Source organism: Streptomyces sp. JH002, from assembly GCF_050916115.1.
Lineage (GTDB): Bacteria > Actinomycetota > Actinomycetes > Streptomycetales > Streptomycetaceae > Streptomyces > Streptomyces xiamenensis.
Genome location: NZ_CP087989.1, coordinates 484,144 through 504,607, shown reverse-complemented (window position 1 = coordinate 504,607; position 20,464 = coordinate 484,144). Strand labels below are relative to the sequence as shown.

At 71.9% G+C, this 20,464-nt stretch carries 15 protein-coding genes; 12 read left to right on the top strand and 3 right to left on the bottom strand.

What is annotated here, in order from left to right; genetic code table 11:
- Positions 1–4 precede the first annotated feature (4 nt).
- Entirely contained in the window at positions 5–1,060 is a 1,056-nt protein-coding gene (locus H7827_RS02005; RefSeq protein WP_432742150.1) for an iron-siderophore ABC transporter substrate-binding protein, read from the bottom strand.
- A gap of 247 nt (positions 1,061–1,307) precedes the next feature.
- Here H7827_RS02005 and hppD point away from each other — a divergent pair, with 247 nt between their 5' ends.
- From hppD to H7827_RS01970, 7 genes are all read left to right on the top strand, one after another.
- Entirely contained in the window at positions 1,308–2,450 is a 1,143-nt protein-coding gene (gene hppD / locus H7827_RS02000) for a 4-hydroxyphenylpyruvate dioxygenase (RefSeq protein ID WP_432742148.1), read from the top strand.
- Positions 2,447–3,622, top strand: a complete 1,176-nt coding sequence (locus H7827_RS01995) for an acyltransferase family protein (RefSeq protein WP_432742147.1) — start codon at positions 2,447–2,449, stop codon at positions 3,620–3,622. The genes hppD and H7827_RS01995 overlap by 4 nt, the downstream gene beginning before the upstream one ends.
- Before the next feature lie 143 nt (positions 3,623–3,765).
- Complete coding sequence (locus H7827_RS01990) at positions 3,766–4,830, top strand: prenyltransferase (RefSeq protein WP_432742145.1); 1,065 nt, start codon at positions 3,766–3,768, stop codon at positions 4,828–4,830.
- On the top strand, positions 4,827–5,864 hold the full coding sequence (locus H7827_RS01985; RefSeq protein WP_432742143.1) for a polyprenyl synthetase family protein: 1,038 nt from the start codon (positions 4,827–4,829) through the stop codon (positions 5,862–5,864). Before H7827_RS01990 ends, H7827_RS01985 begins: the two co-directional genes overlap by 4 nt.
- A 16-nt stretch (positions 5,865–5,880) precedes the next feature.
- The gene (locus H7827_RS01980; RefSeq protein ID WP_432742141.1) at positions 5,881–7,575 is read left to right on the top strand and encodes a prenyltransferase/squalene oxidase repeat-containing protein; all 1,695 of its coding nucleotides are present in this window, start codon (positions 5,881–5,883) and stop codon (positions 7,573–7,575) included.
- Positions 7,572–8,825, top strand: coding sequence for an FAD-dependent oxidoreductase (locus H7827_RS01975; protein WP_432742139.1), 1,254 nt, complete (start codon positions 7,572–7,574; stop codon positions 8,823–8,825). The genes H7827_RS01980 and H7827_RS01975 overlap by 4 nt, the downstream gene beginning before the upstream one ends.
- Positions 8,822–10,174, top strand: coding sequence for an FAD-dependent oxidoreductase (locus H7827_RS01970; protein WP_386541608.1), 1,353 nt, complete (start codon positions 8,822–8,824; stop codon positions 10,172–10,174). Before H7827_RS01975 ends, H7827_RS01970 begins: the two co-directional genes overlap by 4 nt.
- Here H7827_RS01970 and H7827_RS01965 read toward each other — a convergent pair.
- Entirely contained in the window at positions 10,134–10,961 is an 828-nt protein-coding gene (locus H7827_RS01965; RefSeq protein WP_432742137.1) for a siderophore-interacting protein, read from the bottom strand. The two genes, H7827_RS01970 and H7827_RS01965, sit on opposite strands and share 41 nt — an antisense overlap.
- 368 nt (positions 10,962–11,329) lie before the next feature.
- On the opposite strand from H7827_RS01965, the gene H7827_RS01960 reads away from it, so the two are divergent.
- Positions 11,330–12,091 carry a transglycosylase SLT domain-containing protein gene (locus tag H7827_RS01960; protein ID WP_432742135.1) on the top strand — a complete coding sequence of 254 codons (762 nt, stop codon included), beginning with the start codon at positions 11,330–11,332 and terminating at the stop codon, positions 12,089–12,091.
- Positions 12,092–12,183: 92 nt separating this feature from the next.
- Here the strand turns inward: H7827_RS01960 and H7827_RS01955 are convergent, their stop codons facing one another.
- Complete coding sequence (locus H7827_RS01955; RefSeq protein WP_364241399.1) at positions 12,184–13,179, bottom strand: multicopper oxidase domain-containing protein; 996 nt, start codon at positions 13,177–13,179, stop codon at positions 12,184–12,186.
- Positions 13,180–13,607: 428 nt separating this feature from the next.
- Between H7827_RS01955 and H7827_RS01950 the strand changes: the two genes are divergently transcribed.
- From H7827_RS01950 to H7827_RS01935, 4 genes are all read left to right on the top strand, one after another.
- Positions 13,608–16,022 carry a ThuA domain-containing protein gene (locus H7827_RS01950; protein ID WP_432747918.1) on the top strand — a complete coding sequence of 805 codons (2,415 nt, stop codon included), beginning with the start codon at positions 13,608–13,610 and terminating at the stop codon, positions 16,020–16,022.
- Positions 16,022–18,238 (top strand): OmpL47-type beta-barrel domain-containing protein, encoded by a 2,217-nt coding sequence (locus tag H7827_RS01945; protein ID WP_432742132.1) that lies wholly within the window; start codon positions 16,022–16,024, stop codon positions 18,236–18,238. Before H7827_RS01950 ends, H7827_RS01945 begins: the two co-directional genes overlap by 1 nt.
- A gap of 125 nt (positions 18,239–18,363) precedes the next feature.
- On the top strand, positions 18,364–19,419 hold the full coding sequence (locus tag H7827_RS01940) for an iron-siderophore ABC transporter substrate-binding protein (protein WP_432742130.1): 1,056 nt from the start codon (positions 18,364–18,366) through the stop codon (positions 19,417–19,419).
- Positions 19,416–20,459, top strand: a complete 1,044-nt coding sequence (locus tag H7827_RS01935; protein WP_432742128.1) for a FecCD family ABC transporter permease — start codon at positions 19,416–19,418, stop codon at positions 20,457–20,459. Before H7827_RS01940 ends, H7827_RS01935 begins: the two co-directional genes overlap by 4 nt.
- Positions 20,460–20,464 lie beyond the last annotated feature (5 nt).

The following is a 20,464-nucleotide window of genomic DNA, read 5'->3' as shown; positions in this document are numbered from 1 at the left end:
CGTGTCAGTCGCCGAGGGTGGCGACGGCCTCGTCGATGAGCGGCAGATAACGGTCGATCACCCACGGCACGGTCAGCGGGTTGATGATCGAGGACGCCGTCACGAACGGGTTGTCGTCACTCGCCACGATCGAGCCGCGCTCGACCGCCGGGATCGCGGCGTACAGCGGCTGCGCCTCGATGGTCTCCCGGGTCTCCTCGTCGGAGTAGAAGGTGAAGATCAGGTCGCTGTCGGTGAGCCGGTCCGCGTTCTCCAGACCGATCAGCGCCGAGTCCGTCCCCTCGGTCTCCTCGAAGGTGTTCACGATCGGGTCCACGGTCAGGCCCAGCTGGGAGACCATGGACACCCGCTGCTCCTCGGGCAGGAACACGCCGAGGGTGCCGGGGCCGGTGGTGTAGATGTAGGAGAAGGACACACCCTCGTACTGCGGCCGGGTCGCCGCGGCCTCGGCCAGCTGCTCCCCGATCGTGTCGATCAGCGTCCGCGCCTCGTCCGGCTGTCCGAGCGCGGTCGCCACGATCTCGATCTGCTCGTCCCAGTTGGTGCTCCAGGCCAGATCCGGGTACGCGACGGTCGGCGCGATGTCCGACAGGATGTCGAACTGCTCCTGGGTGATGCCCGACCACGGCGCCAGGATGACGTCCGGCTCCAGCTCGATGATGGTCTCGAAGTCGATGTCCTCGGCCCCGGCGAACTGGGTGGGCAGTTCCTCGCCCGCCTCCGTCACCGCCTCGTGGATCCAGGGCAGATAGCCGGAGTCGTCACTGCCCCAGGCGTAGCTCTCGATGCCCACGGGGGTGTGGCCCAGCGCGATGGCGGTCTCCGCCGAGCCCTGCCCCAGGGTGACGACCCGCTCGGGCTGCTCGGTGATCTCCGCCGAGCCCAGCGCGCTGTCGATCGTCACCGGGAACGCCCCGGACCCGCCGGAGGACTTGTCCGACGAGCCCTTGCCCGCGTCGTCGTCCGACGAGCCGCAGCCACTGAGCACAAGGGCGGCGGCAGCGGTGGCGGCGGTCAGTGCCACAGAGGTGCGGCGCACACGGGTGGTTCTCGACGGCATCGGTGATCCTTATGTCCTCGGGTGAGCTTAGGTAAGCCTAAGCTCACCATACCGCAGCCCTCCCGGGCCACCACCTGTCCGCCGGCCCCCGCCAACCGCTCCCGTGGCCGCGGAAATCAGCAATTCCCTTCGCCTGCTCGCTCACTATGCATATGGCAAGTCCGGTTAAATGGGCATTTCTTCCGCATTGTCGAACATTGATTGACGCTGTTGCCCCGGGCTCCCTATCGTTTTTCTGAGTTCAACAGTGCGATCCGACACAGCGGGGGTCTGTGTGCAACGGGATACCGATGTTTTTCCTGTGTTGGGAATCGACGCGGTCGTGTTCGCGGTAGGCAACGCGAAGCAGGCCGCCCACTACTATTCCACCGCCTTCGGCATGCGCCCGATCGCGTACCGGGGGCCCGAGAACGGAAGCCGCGAGACAGCCAGTTACGTCATGGCCTCCGGCAGCGCGCGCTTCGTCCTCACCTCGGTCATCCGCCCCGAGACCGAGTACGGCGAATTCCTCGCCCGGCACGTCGCCCGGCACGGCGACGGCGTGATCGACCTCGCCATCGAGGTCCCCGACGCCCACGCCGCCTACGCCTACGCGACCGAACACGGCGCGATCGGACTCCAGTCGCCCCGGGAGTCCGCCGACGCGCACGGCCGCGTCACCCACGCCGCCATCGCCACCTACGGCGAGACCCGGCACACCCTGGTCGAACGTTCCGGATACCGCGGCCCCTACCTCCCCGGCTACCTCGCCACTCCGGGCGGCGCCCGCCCCGGCCCACCCACCGTGTTCCAGGCCATCGACCATTGCGTCGGCAATGTCGAACTCGGCAGGATGGACGACTGGGTGGCCTTCTACAACACCGCCCTGGGATTCACCAATATGAAGGAGTTCATCGGGGACGACATCGCCACCGAGTACTCCGCCCTCATGTCGAAAGTCGTCGCCGACGGCACCCTCAAGGTGAAATTCCCCATCAACGAGCCCGCCCTCGGCAAGAAGAAGTCCCAGATCGACGAGTACCTGGAGTTCTACGGCGGCGCCGGCGTCCAGCACATCGCCCTGGCCACCGACGACATCGTCACCGCCGTGCGCACCATGCGCGCCGCCGGCGTCGAGTTCCTCGACACCCCCGACACCTACTACGACACCCTCGGCCACTGGGCCGGGCACACCCGCGTCCCCGTCGCCACCCTGCGCGAACACCGCATCCTCGTCGACCGCGACGAGGACGGCTACCTGCTGCAGATCTTCACCAAGCCGGTCCAGGACCGGCCGACCGTCTTCTTCGAGATGATCGAACGCCACGGCTCGCAGGGCTTCGGCAAGGGCAACTTCAAGGCCCTCTTCGAGGCCATCGAACGCGAACAGGCGCGCCGGGGCAATCTGTGAACCGACTGCCCTCCCTCACCGGACTGCGCTTCCCCTGCGCCGCCGCCGTCTTCCTCGTCCACGCCTGGCTGTTCACCGAGATCTTCACCGACCAGGACATCGCCGACGCCGCCCTGCTGCTCGGCCCGCTCGGCATGACAGGGGTCTCCTGCTTCTTCCTCATCTCCGGCTTCGTCCTCGCCTGGACCGCCCGCCCCGGCGACACCCCGGCCCGCTTCTGGCGCCGCCGCGCCGCCCGCATCTACCCCAACCACGTCGTGGTGTGGGCCGTCACCCTCGCCGTCCTCACCCTCACCGGTGCCGCCGCCACCGGCGAAGCCCGCGAGGGCCCCATCCCCGTGCTCCCCGCCCTCACCAACCTCTTCCTCGTCAACACCTGGATCCCCACCCGCGACTACAACGCCGGCGTCAACATCGTCACCTGGTCGCTGGCCGCCGAGATCTTCTGCTACGCCCTGCTCCCCTTCATCCTTCCCCTGCTGCGCCGCGTCCCCGCCCACCGGCTGTGGGCCGCCGCCGCACTGGCCCTCGCCGCCATCTGGACCGTCCCCCTCATCTCCCTGCAGTTCCAGGGCCCGCCCATCGCCGAGGCCGACAACGTCCCCCAGTGGCAGTTCTGGATCTCCTACATGCTGCCCGCCGCCCGGCTCCCCGAGTTCGTCCTCGGCGCCCTGTGCGCCCTCCTGCTGCGGGCCGGCCGCCGCCCCCCACTGGGCGTCCCCGCCGCCACCGCGTCCATCGCGCTGTGCCTGGTCCCCGGACTGGCCCTGCTGCCCTTCCCGTTCATCCCCGCCGCCATCACCGCGGCCCCGCTCGCCCTGCTGGTCCTGGCCGCCGCCGCAGCCGACCTGGACGGGCACAGGACCTGGCTGCGCCACCGCGCGCTCGTCTACCTCGGGGAGCGCTCCTTCGCCCTCTACCTGGTGCACTGGCCGGTCATCCTGACGATCAATCAGCTGATCATCGCGCCCGGCCACCCCCTGCCCACCGCCCTCGCCGTCACCGCCCTGTACGCCGCCTGCGCGCTCGCCGCCGCCTGGCTGCTGCACCGCACCGTGGAGATCCCCCTCTACCGTCGCCTGGCCACGCCCCGCCACCGGCCCAGGGGGTGTCGTCAAAGTCCCGCCTGCCCCGCGGCGTCCGGCACGGCACCTCGCTCCGTTGTCGAATAGCCCGCTACGAGGGCGACCCTCCGCCTTGCGATGCTCCCCCAGCCTCCGGCCGGGAGGTGCCCCCAGCACCGGACACCGCGGGGCCCGCCCCTCGGGCGGACGGCGCCACTGTGAAGACACCCCCCCCGGCCAAGGAGCGCCCCATGACGGCCAACGCCCCCTCACCTCCCGCCCTCCCGGGCCGGCTGACGGCCTTCATCCGGCTCGGGCGCCCGAAATTCCTGTTCCAGAGCATGATGGTGGTCGGCCTCGGGGTGACCGCGGCCCAGCACGAGGGCCACGGATTCTCCCCGGCCTGGTACGTGGGCACCCTGCTCTTCGGCTGGGCCGCCCACCTGATGACCCACTACTGCAACGAGTACTTCGACCTCGAGGCCGACCGCGCCAACCACAGCCCCACCTCCTGGACCGGCGGCAGCCGGGTCCTCGTCGACGGACTGCTGCCACCCCTGGTCAGCCTCGGCGCGGCCTTCGTCCTGCTCTTCCTCGCCGCCGCCGTCACCGCCCTCATGCCCGACACCGCGTCCCGGCTGATGGCCGTCACCGTCCTGTCCGCCGCCTGGTTCTACACCGCCCCGCCCGCCCGGCTCAACTACCGCGCCCTGGGCGAGATCGCCTGTGCCGCCGTGCTCTACGGCCTGGGCCCGCTCCTCGCCCACCGCCTGCAGGGCGGCGACCCCACCACCGCCACCCTCACCTACGTCGCCATCGTCTTCGTCTTCCAGTTCCTGCGCATGTCCGTCATGAACCTCGCCGACATCGACGGCGACCGGCGCACCGGCAAACGCACCCTCGCCGTGGCCCTCGGCGCCCGCGGCCTCATCCGCCTCTACCTCGCCGGACAGTCCCTCACCTACGCGGCCACCGCCCTCCTGCTGTTCACCGGCGCCCTCCCCGTCCTGCCCGGCCTGGCGATCCTGGCCACCTTCCCGGTCCCGCTGTGGGTCGGCCGCCGTCTGCTGCACGGGGCACTGGCCACCCACGGCGCCAACAACGCGGTCACCTTCTGGGCCTCCATGCACATGCCCATCACCGCCGTCGCCATCACCGTGGCCCTGCTCACCGACCTGCTGACCGGCGACCCCGGCCCCGACACCCCGTGGCTGGTCCTGTGCACCGCCACCCTGATCGCCTTCGCCGTCTGGTTCACCCGCGCCGTCCGCACCCCACCACCCCCTCTCCCCGACCAGGAGACGTTGACGCCGTGACCGCCAGCAGTTCGCCGCCCACCGCCGTCACCGAGCAGGCCCGCACCCTCATCGAACCCGAACTGCGCACCGCCGTGGCCGGTCTCGACCCCCACCTCGGCCGCGCCATCGGCTACCACCTCGGCTGGTGCCGCCCCGACGGCACCCCCACCCGAGGCGGCGGCGGAAAAGCCATCCGCCCCGCCCTGACCCTGCTGGCCGCCACCTCCGTCGGGGCCACCCCGGACACGGCCCTGCCCGGCGCCGCCGCCGTGGAACTCGTCCACAACTTCACCCTCATCCACGACGACATGATGGACGGCGACGAACTGCGCCGCCGCCGGCCCACCGTCTGGAAGACCTTCGGCGCCGCGACCGCCATCCTCGCCGGCGACGCCCTGCAGACTCTCGCCTTCACCACGCTCGCCCGCCACGACAGCCCGCACGCGCCGCGCGCCACCCGCGTCCTGGCCCGCTCCATGACCGAACTCGTCAGCGGCCAGACCCAGGACCTCGCCTTCGTACGCCGCCCCTGGCAGGGCCCCGGCGCCGTCACCATCCCCGAGTACCGCTCCATGGCCGCCGGCAAGAGCGGCTCCCTGCTCGGCTGCGCCGCCGAACTCGGCGCCGTCCTGGGCGGTGCCCCGTACCGTACCTCCGCCGCGTTCGGCCGCGCCGGCCGCCACTTCGGGCTCGCCTTCCAGTGCGTCGACGACATCATCGGCATCTGGGGCGACCCGAAGGAGACCGGCAAACCCGTCCTCGCCGACATCCGCGAGGGCAAGAAGACCCTCCCCGTCCTGGCGGCCCTCGCCGCCCCGGTGCCCGCCGCCGCCGAACTCGCCGATCTCCTCACCACCCCCCGCGCCGACGAGGCGGAACTGCGCCGTGCCGCCGCCCTCATCGAGAAGGCGGGCGGGCGCCGCTTCGCCGAACGCGAATCCCAGCACCACCTCGAACGCGGCCTCGCCTGCCTGGCCGAGGCCGACACCGGGGGCACCGCCCGCGACCCGCTCCTCGCCCTCATCGACTACCTCGGCCGGCGCACCAGCTGACCGCCCGGGAGTGACCATGGCCCAGCATCCCGCCCGCAACGCCCGGCTGTCCGCCGCCATCGACACCGCCGCCCACACCCTGCTGACCGCCCAGGACCCCGACGGCACCTGGTACGACACCCGTCCCAGCCTCGTCACCGGCACCGCCGGCGCCGTCCTGGCCCTGCACACCGCCGACCCGCACTCCTCCGCCGCCCTCGTACGCGGCGGCGTCGGCTGGCTGTTGCGCGCCCGCAACCAGGACGGCGGCTGGCCCGTCACCGGCGAGGGCCCCAGCGACTTCATCTCCACCACCATGGCCGTCGCCGCCCTGCGCACGGCGGCCCCCGGACGCACCGCCGAGGAAGTGAACGCCGGGCTGTCCTTCCTGGAGGGCCGGGGCGGCGTCCAGGGGCTGGGTGACCCCACCGTGCGGCAGCTCACCGGGCTGCTGCTGGCCCTCACCAACGCGCGCGAACCCGCCGGCGCCCCCCGGGTCCCCGCCGAACTCCTGCTGCTGCCCGCCCCACTGATCCGGAAACTGCTGTCCTTCCTGCAAACCCCCTTCGCCGCCCTCACCCTCCTCCAGCACCAGGTGCGGCCCGGGCCCCCGGCCCTGCGCGCCCGCACCACCGCCGCCGCCACCGCGATCCTGCGGGCCGGCGAACACCAGGAAGGCGGGGTCGGCTCCTTCGGCAGCGGCGACCCGTGGCTGACCGGGCTGGCCGTCACCGCGCTGCACCGGGCCGGCACCGCACCCGAGGTCGTCCGGGCGGCCGTCGGCTATCTGCGCGCCGCCGCCCGGCCCGACGGCTCATGGGTCCTCATGCAGGGCATGGGCCGACGCGACGTCGACCTCGTCGGCCACGCCGTCACCACCGAGGCCCTGTGCCACGCAGGACACCGCACCGACTCCCGGGTACGGCGCGCCGCCGGCTGGCTGCTCGACTGCCGGCAGGACGAACCGTTTCCGCTGTACGACTGCCCACCCGGCGGCTGGGCCTGGTCCGGCGCGAAGGGCTGGCCCAACACCGTCGACTCCGTCGCCGCCCTCGCCTGCCTGGCCGCCATCCGCGGCCACGGCCAGACCCTCGGCCAGGGCGCCGCCTGGCTGAGGGCCCGTCAGGACCGCGGCGGCGCCTGGAGCGTCTTCACCCGCAACACCCGCTGCCCGGCGGACCGCGCCTGCCCGCACGTCACCGCCCAGGCCATCGACATCCTCACCGCCGCCGGCGTCCCCGGCACCGACCGCGCCGTCCGCCGCGCCCTGCGCCGGCTCACCGCGAGCCAGCGGCCGGACGGCTCCCACGTGGCCCTCTGGCACCGCGGCGGTGTCCCCGCAACCGCCGCCGTCCTGCACACCACCGCCCGCCTCGGGCTCACCCGCACCCGGCTCGCCACCCGCGCCCGTGCCTGGCTGCTGGCCGCCCAGCTCCCCGACGGCTCCTGGGGCGCCGCGCCCGCCACCGGTCCCGGCACCACCGACGAGACCGCCCGTGCCGTCAAGGGCCTCGCCGCACTCACCGACGACGACGCCGCACGCACCGCCGCGGCCCGCGGCGCCGCGTGGCTGCTGGCCGCCCAACTCCCCGACGGCACCTGGGAACCCGGCCCCACCTGCTGGTACATCAAGGACCACCTCGCCTACCCCGGCCACCTCATCACCCAGGGCCTCGCACTGGGCGCCCTGGCGGCCCACCACCGCACCTTCCCGCCGGGAGCCGCCGGATGACCACCTGGGACGCCATCGTCTGCGGCGCCGGCGCCGCGGGCCTGGCCACCGCCCGCGCCCTCGCCGATCTCGGCCTGCGCACCCTCGTCCTCGACAAACAGCGCCGGCCCGCCCCCGTCGCCAAGGGCGAGGTCCTCCAGCCCGCCGCCCTGCGGATCCTCACCCGCTGGGGCGTCACCGCCGCCCTCACCGCGGCGGGCGCCGTCCCGCTCACCCGGCTCACCATCCGCGGACCCGACGCCACCCCCCTCATGGTCTTCGACTACACCACCCTCCCCACCGGGTACCGCACCCTGCTCAGCCACGACCACACCGCCATCCTCACAGCCCTCGCCCAATCCCTCCCGGCGCACACCGAGATCCGGCGGGGCGCCTTCGCCGCCACGCTGCTGCACGATCCCACCGGCCGCGTCACCGGCGTACGGGTGCGCCGCGACGGCGCTACCGAGGACGTCCACGCCCCCCTGGTCATCGCTGCCGACGGCATGTCCTCCCGACTGCGCCGCGCCGCCGGCATCCCCCTGACCACCCGCGCCTACCCGCACCGGCTGCTGTCCTTCGAACTCCCCGGCGCTCCCCCCGAACCCGGTGACGTCACCGCCTACCGCACCCCCCGCGGGCTGCGCCTGGTCTACCCCCTGCCGCACGGCCGCACCCGGATCTACGTCCAGATCCGCCCCCACGAGGTGCGCGGCGCCGACCACGCCGCCATGACCCGGTGGGCCGCCGCACTCGACCACGACACCCCCGCCCTGCGCCCCCTCACCGAACGCCTCACCGGCTCCCTGGCCACCCGTCAGGTCTTCACCCTGCGCCGCTGCACCGCCCCCACCCTCACCGTCCCCGGCCTCGCCCTGGTCGGCGAAGCCGCCCACGCCGTGCACTCCCTTGCCGCCCAGGGCATGAACACCGCCATCTGCGACGCCCACACCCTGGCCCACCACCTCGCCACCGCACCCGACACCGACACCGCGCTCGCCGCCTACGAGGCCGAACGGCTGCCCTGGATCCGGCACATCGCCGTGATGAGCCACGACGCCGCCCGCCTGGTCACCGCCACCGGCCGCACCACCCGGGCCCTGGGCCGCCGCGCCCTGCGCCGCACCCACCACAGCCCCCGGCTGCGCTACACCGCCACCTACAACCTCGCCGGCCTCGGCATCCACCCCTTCGCCCCCCTCGACCGGCTCCACCAACTCGGCCTCCCCGACCCCCGCGCCACCCACGTCCCCCCGTGGCAGCCCCAGTGAGCGGCCCACCCGCCCTGGTCCTCGGCGGCTCACTGGCGGGACTGCTCACCGCCACCGTGCTGCGCCGCCACCACACCACCGTCACCGTCCTCGACCAGGACCGGCTGCCCACCGGAGCCGCCCACCGTGCCGGGACCCCGCAGGCCCACCACGGTCATCTGCTGCTGCCCGCCGGCAGCCGGTACATCGAGGCCCTGCTCCCCGGCACGCTCGGCCGGCTGCTGGCGGTGGGCGCCCACCGCATCGACATGTCCGCCGACGTCGTCAGCCTGGGGGATCTGGGCTGGCAGCCCAGAACACCGACCGGACATCTCGCCCTGCTGTGCAGCCGCCCGCTGCTCGAATGGACCCTGCGCGAACGCGTCCGGGAGATGGACGGCATCACCCTCGTCACCGGCGCCCAGGTCCGGGAACTGACCGGCAGCCGCCACCGTGTCACCGGAGCCCTCGCCCGGCACCGCGACGGCACCACCCGGTGGTACGAGGCCGCGCTCACCGTCGACGCCACCGGCCGCGCCTCGCGCACCCCCGCCCTGCTCACCGCGCTCGGCCTGCCCCCGGTACGGGAACGGACCGTCGACGCCGGCGTCGCCTACGCCTCGGTGCCCGTGCTGGCTCCGCCCGCCGCCCGGGACGGCTTCCCCGTCATCGGCATCCAGCCGGGCCCCTCCCGGCACCGCCCCGCCCGGGCCGGGGTGGTCTTCCCGATCGAGGACGGCCGCTGGCTGATCTCCCTGTCCGGCACCAGGGGCGCCGCACCGCCGCTGGACCATCACGGCTTCCTCGCGTTCGCCCGCTCCCTGGACCACCCGGTGATAGCCGACCTGCTGACCTCCGTCACACCCGTGGCCCCGATCCGCGGCTACCGGCACACCGGCAACCGGCGCCGCTACTACGAGCGCATGCGCCGCTGGCCCGAGGGCTTCCTGGTCGTCGGTGACGCGCTGCTCACCACCAACCCCACCTTCGGCTACGGCATGACCGCCACCGCGGCCGGGGTGAGTGCCCTGGCCGACACCCCGCACGCCTCCTCCCGCGACACCCAGCGCGCCATCGCCCGCGCGGTCTCGGGCGCCTGGCACCTGGCGTCCGGTACCGACCTGCTGCACCCCGGCGCGACCGGCGCCGGATCACGCCGGGCGGCGCGTGTCCACCGGGGCCTGGCCCTGCGTCTGGAACGGGCGGCCCACCACGATCCGCGGCTGCGCCGCGCCCTGGTGCGGGTGGGGACCCTCAGTGACCCGCCCTCGACCCTGTTGACCCCGGCCGTCGCCCGTGCCCTGCTGCTTCCGCGGGCGCGCGGTCCGGTTACGCCCGGCTCTCCTGCTCCTGGAGGATCCGCTGATTGAACTCCGCCTTGGCCGCCTGCCAGCCGTCCTCGTCGTTCCCCCGGCGCCAGTACCCGGAGATGGACAACTGCTCGGGCGCCAGCGCGCGCTCGTGCCGCAGATGGCGCCGCAGTTCCTTGACCCAGTTCGCCTCGCCGTGCACGAAGGCGTGCCCGCGCCCCGGCGGCAGGGTGAGAGAGGTGACGGCGTCCACGAGCGCCGGACCGAAGCGTCCCTCGCGCCGGTCGACCCAGACCACCTCGACGTCCCCGGCCGGCGGCTCCAGCTTCAGTTCCTCACCCGGCCCGTCGATCTCGATGAGGACCCGCGCCACCGCTCCCCGCGGGAGCCGCTCGACGGAGGCGGCGATGGCGGGCAGCGCGCTCTCGTCCCCGACGAGCAGATGCCAGTCGGCGGTGGGGTCGGGCGCGTAGGCGCCGCCGGGGCCCAGGAGGGCGATCCGGTCCCCGGGGCGCGCGGCGGCGGCCCAGGGCCCGGCCAGGCCGGTGTCGCCGTGGTGGACGAAGTCGATGGTCAGTTCACGGGCCTGCGGGTCCCATGCGCGCACCGTGTACGTCCGCATGCTGGGCCACTGCTCACGCGGCAGCGTGCGGCGGATCTCCGCCACGTCGAACGGCTCCGGGTAGTCCACTCCGGGCTGGGCGAAGACGAGCTTCACATAGCTGTCGCTGTACGGCCCGACCGCGAACTCCTGAAGGCCCTCACCCCCGAGGACAACTCTGATCACCTGCGCATTGAGCCGCTCGGTGCGCAGCACCTGACCACGATGCGTGACGATGTCGCTCATGACGCCCTTCCTGTCGGTTAGGTAAGCCTAACCTGCATTCGGTGGGGCGGTCGCGACCCCCCTGAGGCGGACGCGGTGGGTGATGCCCCGGTGATGCCCGGTGACGCGGCGGGGGCCGGACTGTGAGCCCCGGCATGAGAGGGCCGTCACATCCGTACGGGCTTAGGAGTGCTCCGGGCCAGTGGGCCAAGGCGGACATGGCATGACAGGGAGGGATGTACTAAATCTTGTCGGAGATGAGGTCTTTGCTGTTGATAGTCCGAGTTGTGCATGGTGGCGATCGGTCGCGTTCCGCGGCTTCTCTCCCCCGCTCCTCCGAGGATCGAGGTGTCTGTATGACCGCCACCCATGGCGCTTCCCGTATTCGAATGCGCACGGCCGCTGTGGCCGGGATGGTCACCGCCGGTGCGGCGGTGGTGTCCCTCGTGCACACCCCCGGTGCAGTGGCCGACCCGCACGCGTCCGCCGTCGCCCCCACGGCCATGAGCACCAGTGCTCCGGCCGCGTTCTCCCCGGACAGCGCGAGCAGCGTGATCGTCAAGTCCCCGGTCACCGGCAGTGACGCCGCCGACAACGGCGACGAGGTCGCCGACGACAGCGCTGCCGAGACCACCGACGACACCGCAACCGACGACACCGCCACCGACGACGGCGCGGCGGCGGACACCGCGACGCAGGCCGCGCAGGACGACGCGGCGGCGCAGGAGGAGTCCGCTCCGGCCGACAAGGGCCGCGGCGCCGCGTACAACGCCGACGGCACCATCGTCGTGATCGACAAGGCCGAGCAGCCCAAGCCGCAGCCCGCCTCGGCCGAGCAGCTCGACCAGTGGATCAACGAGGCCCTGGATGTCATGAAGGCGAACGGCATCCCCGGCAGCTACGACGGCATCAAGAGCAACCTGATACGTGAGTCCAGCGGTGACCCGCACACGATCAACATGTGGGACAGCAACGCGGTCAAGAACATCCCGTCCAAGGGCCTGCTGCAGGTCATCGACCCGACCTTCGAGCAGTACCACGTGGAGGGGACCAGCACCGACATCTACGATCCGGTGGCCAACATCGTCGCGGCCTGCAACTACGCGGCCGACCGCTACGGCTCCATGGACAACGTGAACAGCGCCTACTGATCCCCCGGGGACACCGGCGCACAGCACCCCGGTGCCGCCGCACGCCACAGGCGTGCGGCGGCACCGTCGTGTGTGGGGGAGTCGGCGGGTGTCTAATGCCCGCTGTGGTCGGCGGCCGATCCGTGTGATCCGCTGTGACCGGCCGTGTCCGCGCCGCCCTCGCCGGCGGTGCCCGCCGCCGTGTGGTGGTGCTCGTAGTCGGGGATCGTGCCGTCCGGTCGTTTCACCAGCAGCAGTCCGGCCATGCCCATGTCCGAGTGGCTCTGCACGTGGCAGTGGTACATCCACGCGCCCGGCCCGACCCCCTCGCCGGCGATGATCTGGAAGCCGAAGGAGTCGCCGGGCCCGGTGATCTTGTTGTCCACGATCCTGCTGGTGTCCTCGGGGCCCTCCAGCAGCCCGGTGCGGTTCTCGGCCCAGCGGTGACCGTGGATGTGGAAGGTGTGGTAGAGCTCGCCGTGGGTGATGGAGATGATCTCCACCCGGTCACCCATCGTGACCTCGTAGTCGGCCCCGGCCTTCAGATTGTTCGTCAGCATGTCGTTGAAGACGATGGTGATCGTCTTGTCCGGCAGCACATCGCCCGCGCGCCGCACCACCAGCGGACCGTACAGACCGTTGCGCACCCCGGCCGTGCCGTGGTCGGTGCCCACGGTGTGATCGTGATACTGCCAGTAGCCCGCGCTGCCCGAGCGCCAGGTGCCGTCCGCCCGGCGGCCCGGGGCGTGCGAGCGCCAGGTGTACGTCCGCTTTCCGCCGGGCGGTACGTGGGAGCGGGTCATCCGGGTGCCGTCGCTGGATATCTCGTAGTCGACGCCGTGCACATGCAGGCTGGCGTCCACGTCCATGAGGTTCTCGACCTCGATGTGCAGCGTGTCGCCCTCGACCATCTCGATCAGCGGGCCCGGGACCGAGGCCTTGCCCGGCTGGAGGCCGTAGCCCATGCGGCCGTCGGAGAGCCGCTCCAGGTAGAGCTTCATGGTCCGCACCTGGTTGCGTGCCTGGGCGGTACGGGCCGTCACCGTCCCGGCCGCCGCCGCGGAGTTCGCGGCCGGGGCCGCGGCTGTCAGTGAGGCGGCGCCGGCCATCGCCGCGGCACCCCAGAACAGGGAGCGCCTGCCTGGCCCCCGGCTTGGTCCGGCGGACCCCTCGGTCCGGCTTCCGTCGTCGCTTCCGTTACCGCCCGTCACCGCGTTCATGGGCACAACTCCCTGCAACTGTTGCTACTTCGAGCACGAGCCGCCGGACAACATAGCTCTCGAACGGGACTTTATCCAGATCATGACAAAGTTTCGACGAGTTTGGTCCAAAGCCCTTGGCGGTGTGGGAACAAGCGTCTACCTTGCTCGCTGACCCGGAACCACCAGTGAGGAGTGGGTGGCACATGCGGCGAACACCGCATCACAGTCCCAGGAACTCGGAGCAGGTGCACAGATCCCCCGCGGACGGTCCGGCACGCCGGCCCCGCCGCACGCGGTCCCTACGGATATGGGCGTCGGCCCTGCTGTCGGGCGTGATGGCGACCGGCGCGCTGTACGCGGTACCCGCCGCGGCCAGCGCCCAGCCCTCCGCCGAGTCCGTCGCACAGGCACTCAACCTGCCGCAGCCACCGGGCGGCGACGACGTCCGTGTGCTGATCTTCCACGCGTCCGCCGGTACGGAGTCCCCGACCGTGGACACCGGCATCGCCGCGCTCGAATCCATCGGGCGCAGCGGGCCCGCCAACCAGCGATTCTCCGTCGAAGCCACGGCCGACGCCTCGGTGTTCACCGACGGCCGCCGGCTCGGCGCCTTCAACTCCGTGGTCTTCCTCACCGGCGCGGGCGATGTCCTGGACGCCGAGCAGGAGCTGGGCCTGCAGGCCTACCTCGCGGCGGGTGGCGGCTTCCTCGGCGTGCACGACGCGGCCCGTACCGAGCCGTACTCCGACTGGTACGGCGGGCTGATCGGTGCCCGCGCCACCGGGGACAGCGGATCCACCGCGCAGCGCGCCACCGTCGAGGTCGGCGACCGGGTCCACCCGGCCACCGCCGGTCTCCCGCCGGAGTGGAGCCGCCTGGACCGGTGGCTCAACTGGGAGACCAATCCCTCCGGTGACGTCCACACCGTCGCCCGGGTCCGCGAACTGGACTACCGGCCGGGCGAGTCGGCCAACGGGCCCGACCATCCCATCTCCTGGTGCCAGGACTACGCCGGCGGCCGTTCCTTCTACACCGCCATGGGCGGCACCGTCGCCTCGTGGGCCGAGGCCGACTTCCGTGACCACCTGCGCGGCGCGCTCACCTGGACCAACCGGGTGGCCCGTGCCGACTGCCAGGCCACCGTCACCGCCAACTACACGGCCGAGCGGCTGACCCCGCCCAACCAGCCGGGCGAGCACGACCAGATCGGTGAGCCGCACGGCCTGGTCCCCGCCCCCGACGGCCGGATCTTCTACATCGGACGCGGCGGTGGCCCGGCCGGCTCCTCGGTCGTCACCGACTGGAACGACCCGGACATCGGCAAGGGCGAGGGCGAGATCCACGTCTACGACCCGCGCACCGGCCAGGCGTCCCTGGTGGGTTCGCTGACCGTCTTCGGCAACAAGGGCGGCGGCGGCGAACTGGTCAAGACCGAGGAAGGGCTGCTCGGCATCGAGCTCGACCCCCGGTTCGCGACCAACGGCTGGATCTACCTGCACTGGACACCGCACTCGGAGATCGACCGCGAGCAGCGGATCGCCGAGCGCCGTGTCTCGCGCTTCACCGTCAACCGCTCCACCGGCAGGCTGGATCTGTCCTCGGAGAAGGTGCTGCTGTCGTGGCCGGTGCAGATCCACAGCTGCTGCCACGCGGGCGGCGGGATGGCGTGGGACTCGCACGAGAACCTCTACATCGCCACCGGTGACACCAACTCCTCCGGATTCACCAACGGTTACTCGGGCAACAACCCCGAGCCGGTGTTCGCGGGCACCTCCTTCGCGGACGCCCGCCGCACCTCCGGCAACACCAACAACCTCAACGGCAAGATCCTGCGCATCCACCCCGAACAGGACGGCACCTACACCCTCCCCGAGGGCAACCTGTTCACCGGCAGGGAGACCGCGGAGGGCGGCGGCAAGACCAGGGGCGAGATCTACGCGATGGGCGTGCGCAACCCCTCGCGGATCTTCGTCGACCGGCAGACCGACGTGCTCTACGCCGGCTGGGTGGGCCCCGACGCCTCACAGCCCAGCACCACCTGGGGCCCGGCCAAGTACGAGTCCTTCACCGCCATCACCGCACCCGGCAACTTCGGCTGGCCGTTCTGCATGGGCAACAACCAGCCCTACCGGGACCGCAACCTGCCCGACCCCTCGCAGCCGCTGGGCTGGTACGACTGCGACGCGCCGCGCAACGAGTCCCCGCACAACGACGGCCTCGTGAAGCTGCCCCCGGTCACCCCGGTATCGATCTGGTACGCCCCCAACGGCGGCGGCCCCGACTATCCGCGCAACGCCGACGGCATCCCGTCCTACGCCATCGACGACGAGTTCTACCGGCTGCCCTGGGCCAAGGGCGGCGGCCAGGCCGCGATGACAGGACCCGTCTACCGGTACGACGAGGACCGCGCCAGCGACGTCAAGTGGCCCCGCTACTGGGACGGCAAGTGGTTCATCGGTGACTTCTACGACGGCGTCCAGCCCCGGCACGCGGTCCTGATCGACCCGGACACCATCGGCGGGGGCACCCCGCCCAGCCATGCGGAGCCGCTCAAGGAGATCATCCCGGTCGGTCAGGGCGGCATCCGCAACCTGATGGACTGGAAGTTCGCCCCCGACGGCTCGCTGTACGTCCTGGACTACGGCCGGGGCTTCTTCAACTCCGACAGCGAATCCGCCCTGTGGCGGGTGACCTACTCCGGCGGCGCGCCCACCCCGGCCGCCTCCGACCTGGTCAGGAAGGGCGACTGATGAGACGACGCACACGCCTTGACAGCCGCACCCTGTGGACCGCGCTGCTCACCTCGATGGCCCTGCTGCTCGGGCTCACCTCGGCCGCCGCCCTCGGCGGACCGGGGGAGGAGCGGGCGGTGGCGGCGGAGCAGACGCTGCGCTGGACGGCGGACGGCGGGATGGACGCCTTCACCTCGGCGCCGCAGACCGCGGTGGCCGGGCCGGCGACCATCGTCTTCGAGAACAGCGTGGCCACCGGCAACGCCATCGCGATGCCGCACACGCTCACCTTCGACACCAGCAACCCCGAGTTCAACAACGACGTCGACCTCAACATCCTGGCCAACCCCACCGACAACAACGGCGGGCTGCACACCGCCGAGGTGGTCCTCACCCCGGGCGTCTACCGCTACTACTGCGCGATCCCGGGCCACGGCGCCATGCAGGGCACCCTGGTGGTGACCGAGGACGACGGCGAGGACGTCACCGCACCCGAGGTCACCGCCTCGGTGGACGGCGTGCGCAACGACGACGGCGCGTTCTTCGGCTCGGCCACCGTGACCCTGGAGGCCACCGACGCCGGTTCCGGCGTGGCGAGCGTGGAGTTCGCCGAGGGCACCGACGGGGAGTGGCAGCCGTACGCCGACCCGGTCGTGGTCGACCGCGTCGGTGACCACGTGCTGCGCTACCGCGCCACCGACGTGGCCGGCAATGTGTCGGAGCCCGGCACGGTGGAGTTCACCGTGGTCGAGCCGCCGACCGACGACACCGAGCCGCCGGAGACCTCGGCGACGGTGAGCGGTGACCAGAACGAGGACGGCGACTACCTCGGCATGGCCACCGTCACGGTGACCGCCTCCGACGCCGGCTCCGGCGTCAACTCCATCGAGTACGCCCGGGGCGCCGACGGCGCGTGGCAGGAGTACACCGGGCCGGTGATGGTCCACGACCTCGGCAGCCACGTGTTGCGTTACCGCGCCACCGACCGGGCCGGCAACGTCTCGCAGGAGCAGAGCGTCGAGTTCACCGTCGTGGAGGTCGTGGAGGAGGACGTGACCGCGCCCGAGGTCTCGGCCTCGGTGTCCGGCAACATCAACTCCTCGGGCTCGTACATCGGGTACGCCCAGGTGACGATCGAGGCCACCGACGAGGAGTCGGGCGTCGAGCTGGTGGAGTACTCGCTGGACGGCGGCCCCTACCTGGAGTACGGGCGTCCGGTGATCGTGGACGGCGTCGGACGGCACACCGTCTCCTATCGGGCCACCGATGCCGCGGGCAACACTTCGCAGGCCGGGGAGGTCGTCTTCACCGTCGCCCGCGGCGGTGGCGTCCCCGCGCCCAACTGCGCCGAGTTCGACGAGCGCCGCACGGTGTTCGTCGGCGAGGTGAACACCGGGGTGCCCAACCGGATCACCGAGACCCGCTGCCGCATCAACGAGCGGATCGAGGACGAGAAGGACTGGTCCTCGCACGCGCTGTTCCTCAAGCACGTGGACACGGTCGTCGGTCAGCTGCTGGAGGAGGGTGTCATCGACGAGCGCGAGTCCGGGCTGATCAAGCAGGCCGCGCGTGACTCGGGCATCGGTACCCCGGGCAACACCGAGGGGTACCGCAGCCTGTTCGACGGCAGCCAGGAGAGTTTCGAGCGCTGGCAGCAGGTCGGCGGCGGTGCCTTCGGGCTCTCCGAGGACAACGCCATGACCAGCAGCAGCGATGTGCCGGGCATGGGCATGCTGTGGTTCCCGGAGCGGCAGTACGAGAACTTCTCGCTGAAGCTCCAGTGGCGCGACGACGCCCCCGACGGACTGCTCACCAACGGCGGGGTGTTCGTCCGGTTCCCGGACGTGCACGGCCATCCGGAGGAGAGCCGGCCGGAGTGGGTGGCGATCAACTACGGTCACGAGATCCAGATCTATGACCGGCCCACCGGCGATCTGTACAAGACCGGTTCGGTCTACGGCTTCGATCGGGTCGGCCTCGGCGGCGCCGGGGTGACCCCGAAGGGCACCTGGAACGACTACGAGATCCGGGTGATCGGGCAGTCCTACGAGATCTACCGCAACGGCGTTCTCATCAACGAGTTCGAGAACGTCCGCGGTCTGGCCTTCGAGCCGCCGCGCGGCGGGGACCCGGGCAGCAACGGCCGGCGCAACGCCTCCGGCTATGTCGGCCTCCAGGTCCACGGCGCCGACGACGTGGTCTCCTACCGGGACATCCGCATCAAGGAGCTGTGAGCCGCTCACCGCAACGACCTCGGGGTCGGTCGCCTTCGGGCGGCCGACCCCTTGGCCGTCACCCCGGGACACTCGCGTAACATAGGTAAGGCATACCTAAGTTTGTGGAGCGGAGTGTCTTTGTCATGCGTTCATACCGGGTCTGGGCGGCGGTCGCGGCAGCGGCTGTCGCGCTGAGTCTCAGCGCCTGCGGCGCCTCCGACGACGGAGCGGACGACACCGCCGACAAGGGCGGAAACACGGAGAACGGCACGTCCGGCGCGTTCCCGATCACCATCGAACACGCCCTGGGCACCACGACGATCCCTCAGAAGCCCGAGCGCGTCGCCACCGTCGCCTGGGCCAACCACGAGGTGCCGCTGGCCCTGGGCGTCGTCCCGGTGGGCATGGCCGCCGCCAACTTCGGCGACGACGACGGCGACGGCGTCCTGCCGTGGGTCACCGAGAAGCTCGACGAGCTCGGCGCCGGGACCCCGGTGCTCTTCGACGAGAACGACGGCATCGACTTCGAGTCCGTCGCCGACACCAACCCCGACGTCATCCTCGCCTCCTACTCGGGGCTGACACAGCGGGACTACGACACCCTCAGCGACATCGCCCCGGTCATCGCCTACCCGGAGGCCCCCTGGGCCACCTCCTGGCGCGACATCATCAAGCTCAACAGCGAGGCCATCGGCCTGGGCGCCGAGGGCGAGGCTCTGATCGCCGACCTGGAGCGGGAGATCAGCGACACCGTCGCCGGCTACCCGCAACTGACCGGCAAATCGGTGATGTTCATGACCCACATCGACCCGACCGACGTGAGCCAGGTCGGCTTCTACACCGCGCACGACACCCGCGCCCTCTTCTTCGAGGACCTCGGCCTGCAGACCCCCGGCAGCATCGCCGAACTCTCCGCCGGAACGGACCAGTTCGCGCTGACCCAGAGCGCCGAGCAGATCCAGGTCTTCGACGACGTGGACATCATCACCGGCTACGGCGACGAGGAGGGCGAGCTGTTCGGGATCGTCCAGCAGGACCCGCTGCTCTCGAAGATCCCCGCCGTCGAGCGCGGTTCCGTGGCCTTCCTGCCCGGCAGCACGCCGCTGGCCACCGCCGCCAACCCCACCCCGCTGTCCATCTCGTGGGTGCTGGACGACTACGTCGCCCTGCTCGCCGAGGCCGCGGACAAGGTGGAATGACGGCCGTCACCACCCGGAACACGCCGGACGCCGACCTCGCTCGGCGTCCGGGTCATGTCCGGGGTCTGTGGATCGCCGCCGCCCTGGCCCTCCTGGTCCTCGCCATGGCCGCCTCGGTGGCCCTGGGCGCCCGGGACGTGGGCTGGTCCGACATCGTCGCGGGCCTCGGCGGCGCGGAGAGCACCCTCGGCGAGGCCGCCGTCAAGAAGCGGGTGCCGCGCACCCTGCTGGCCATGACGGTCGGCGCGGCCCTCGCCCTGGCCGGCGCCGTCATGCAGGGCGTGACCCGCAACCCGCTGGCCGACCCGGGCATCCTCGGCGTCAACATGGGCGCCTCGCTCGCCATCGTCACCGGCGTCGCCTTCTTCGGCCTCACCTCTCCCACCAGCTACATCTGGATCGCCACCGCGGGCGCCGCCGCCACCGCGCTGTTCGTCTACGCCATCGGTTCGATGGGACGGGGCGGCCCCACCCCGCTCAAGCTCGCGCTGTCCGGGGCGGCCGTCTCCGCCGCGCTCGCCTCCCTGGTCACCGCCGTCATGCTGCCCCGCAACGACATCGCCGGCACCTTCCGGATGTGGCAGATCGGCGGCGTCGGCGGAGCCTCCTTCGACAAGCTCGGCCAGGTGGCACCGTTCCTCGCCGTGGGATTCGCCGTCTGTCTGCTGTCCGCCCGCCGCCTGAACTCCCTGGCGCTGGGCGACGAACTGGCCGCCGGACTGGGCGAGAACGTCGCCGTCACCCGGGCCGTCTCCGCGCTCGGGGCCGTCCTGCTGTGCGGCGCGGCCACCGCCGTCGCCGGCCCGATCGGATTCGTGGGCCTGGTCGTGCCCCATCTGTGCCGGCTGCTGGTCGGCGTCGACCACCGCTGGCTGCTGCCGCTCGCCGCGCTGCTGGGCGCCGCCCTGCTCACCGCCGCCGACGTGGTCGGCCGCATCGTGAACCGGCCCTCGGAGATCGACGTCGGCATCGTGACGGCGCTGATCGGCGCGCCCTTCTTCATCTACATCGTCCGCCGACAGAAAGTACGAGCCCTGTGACCCTT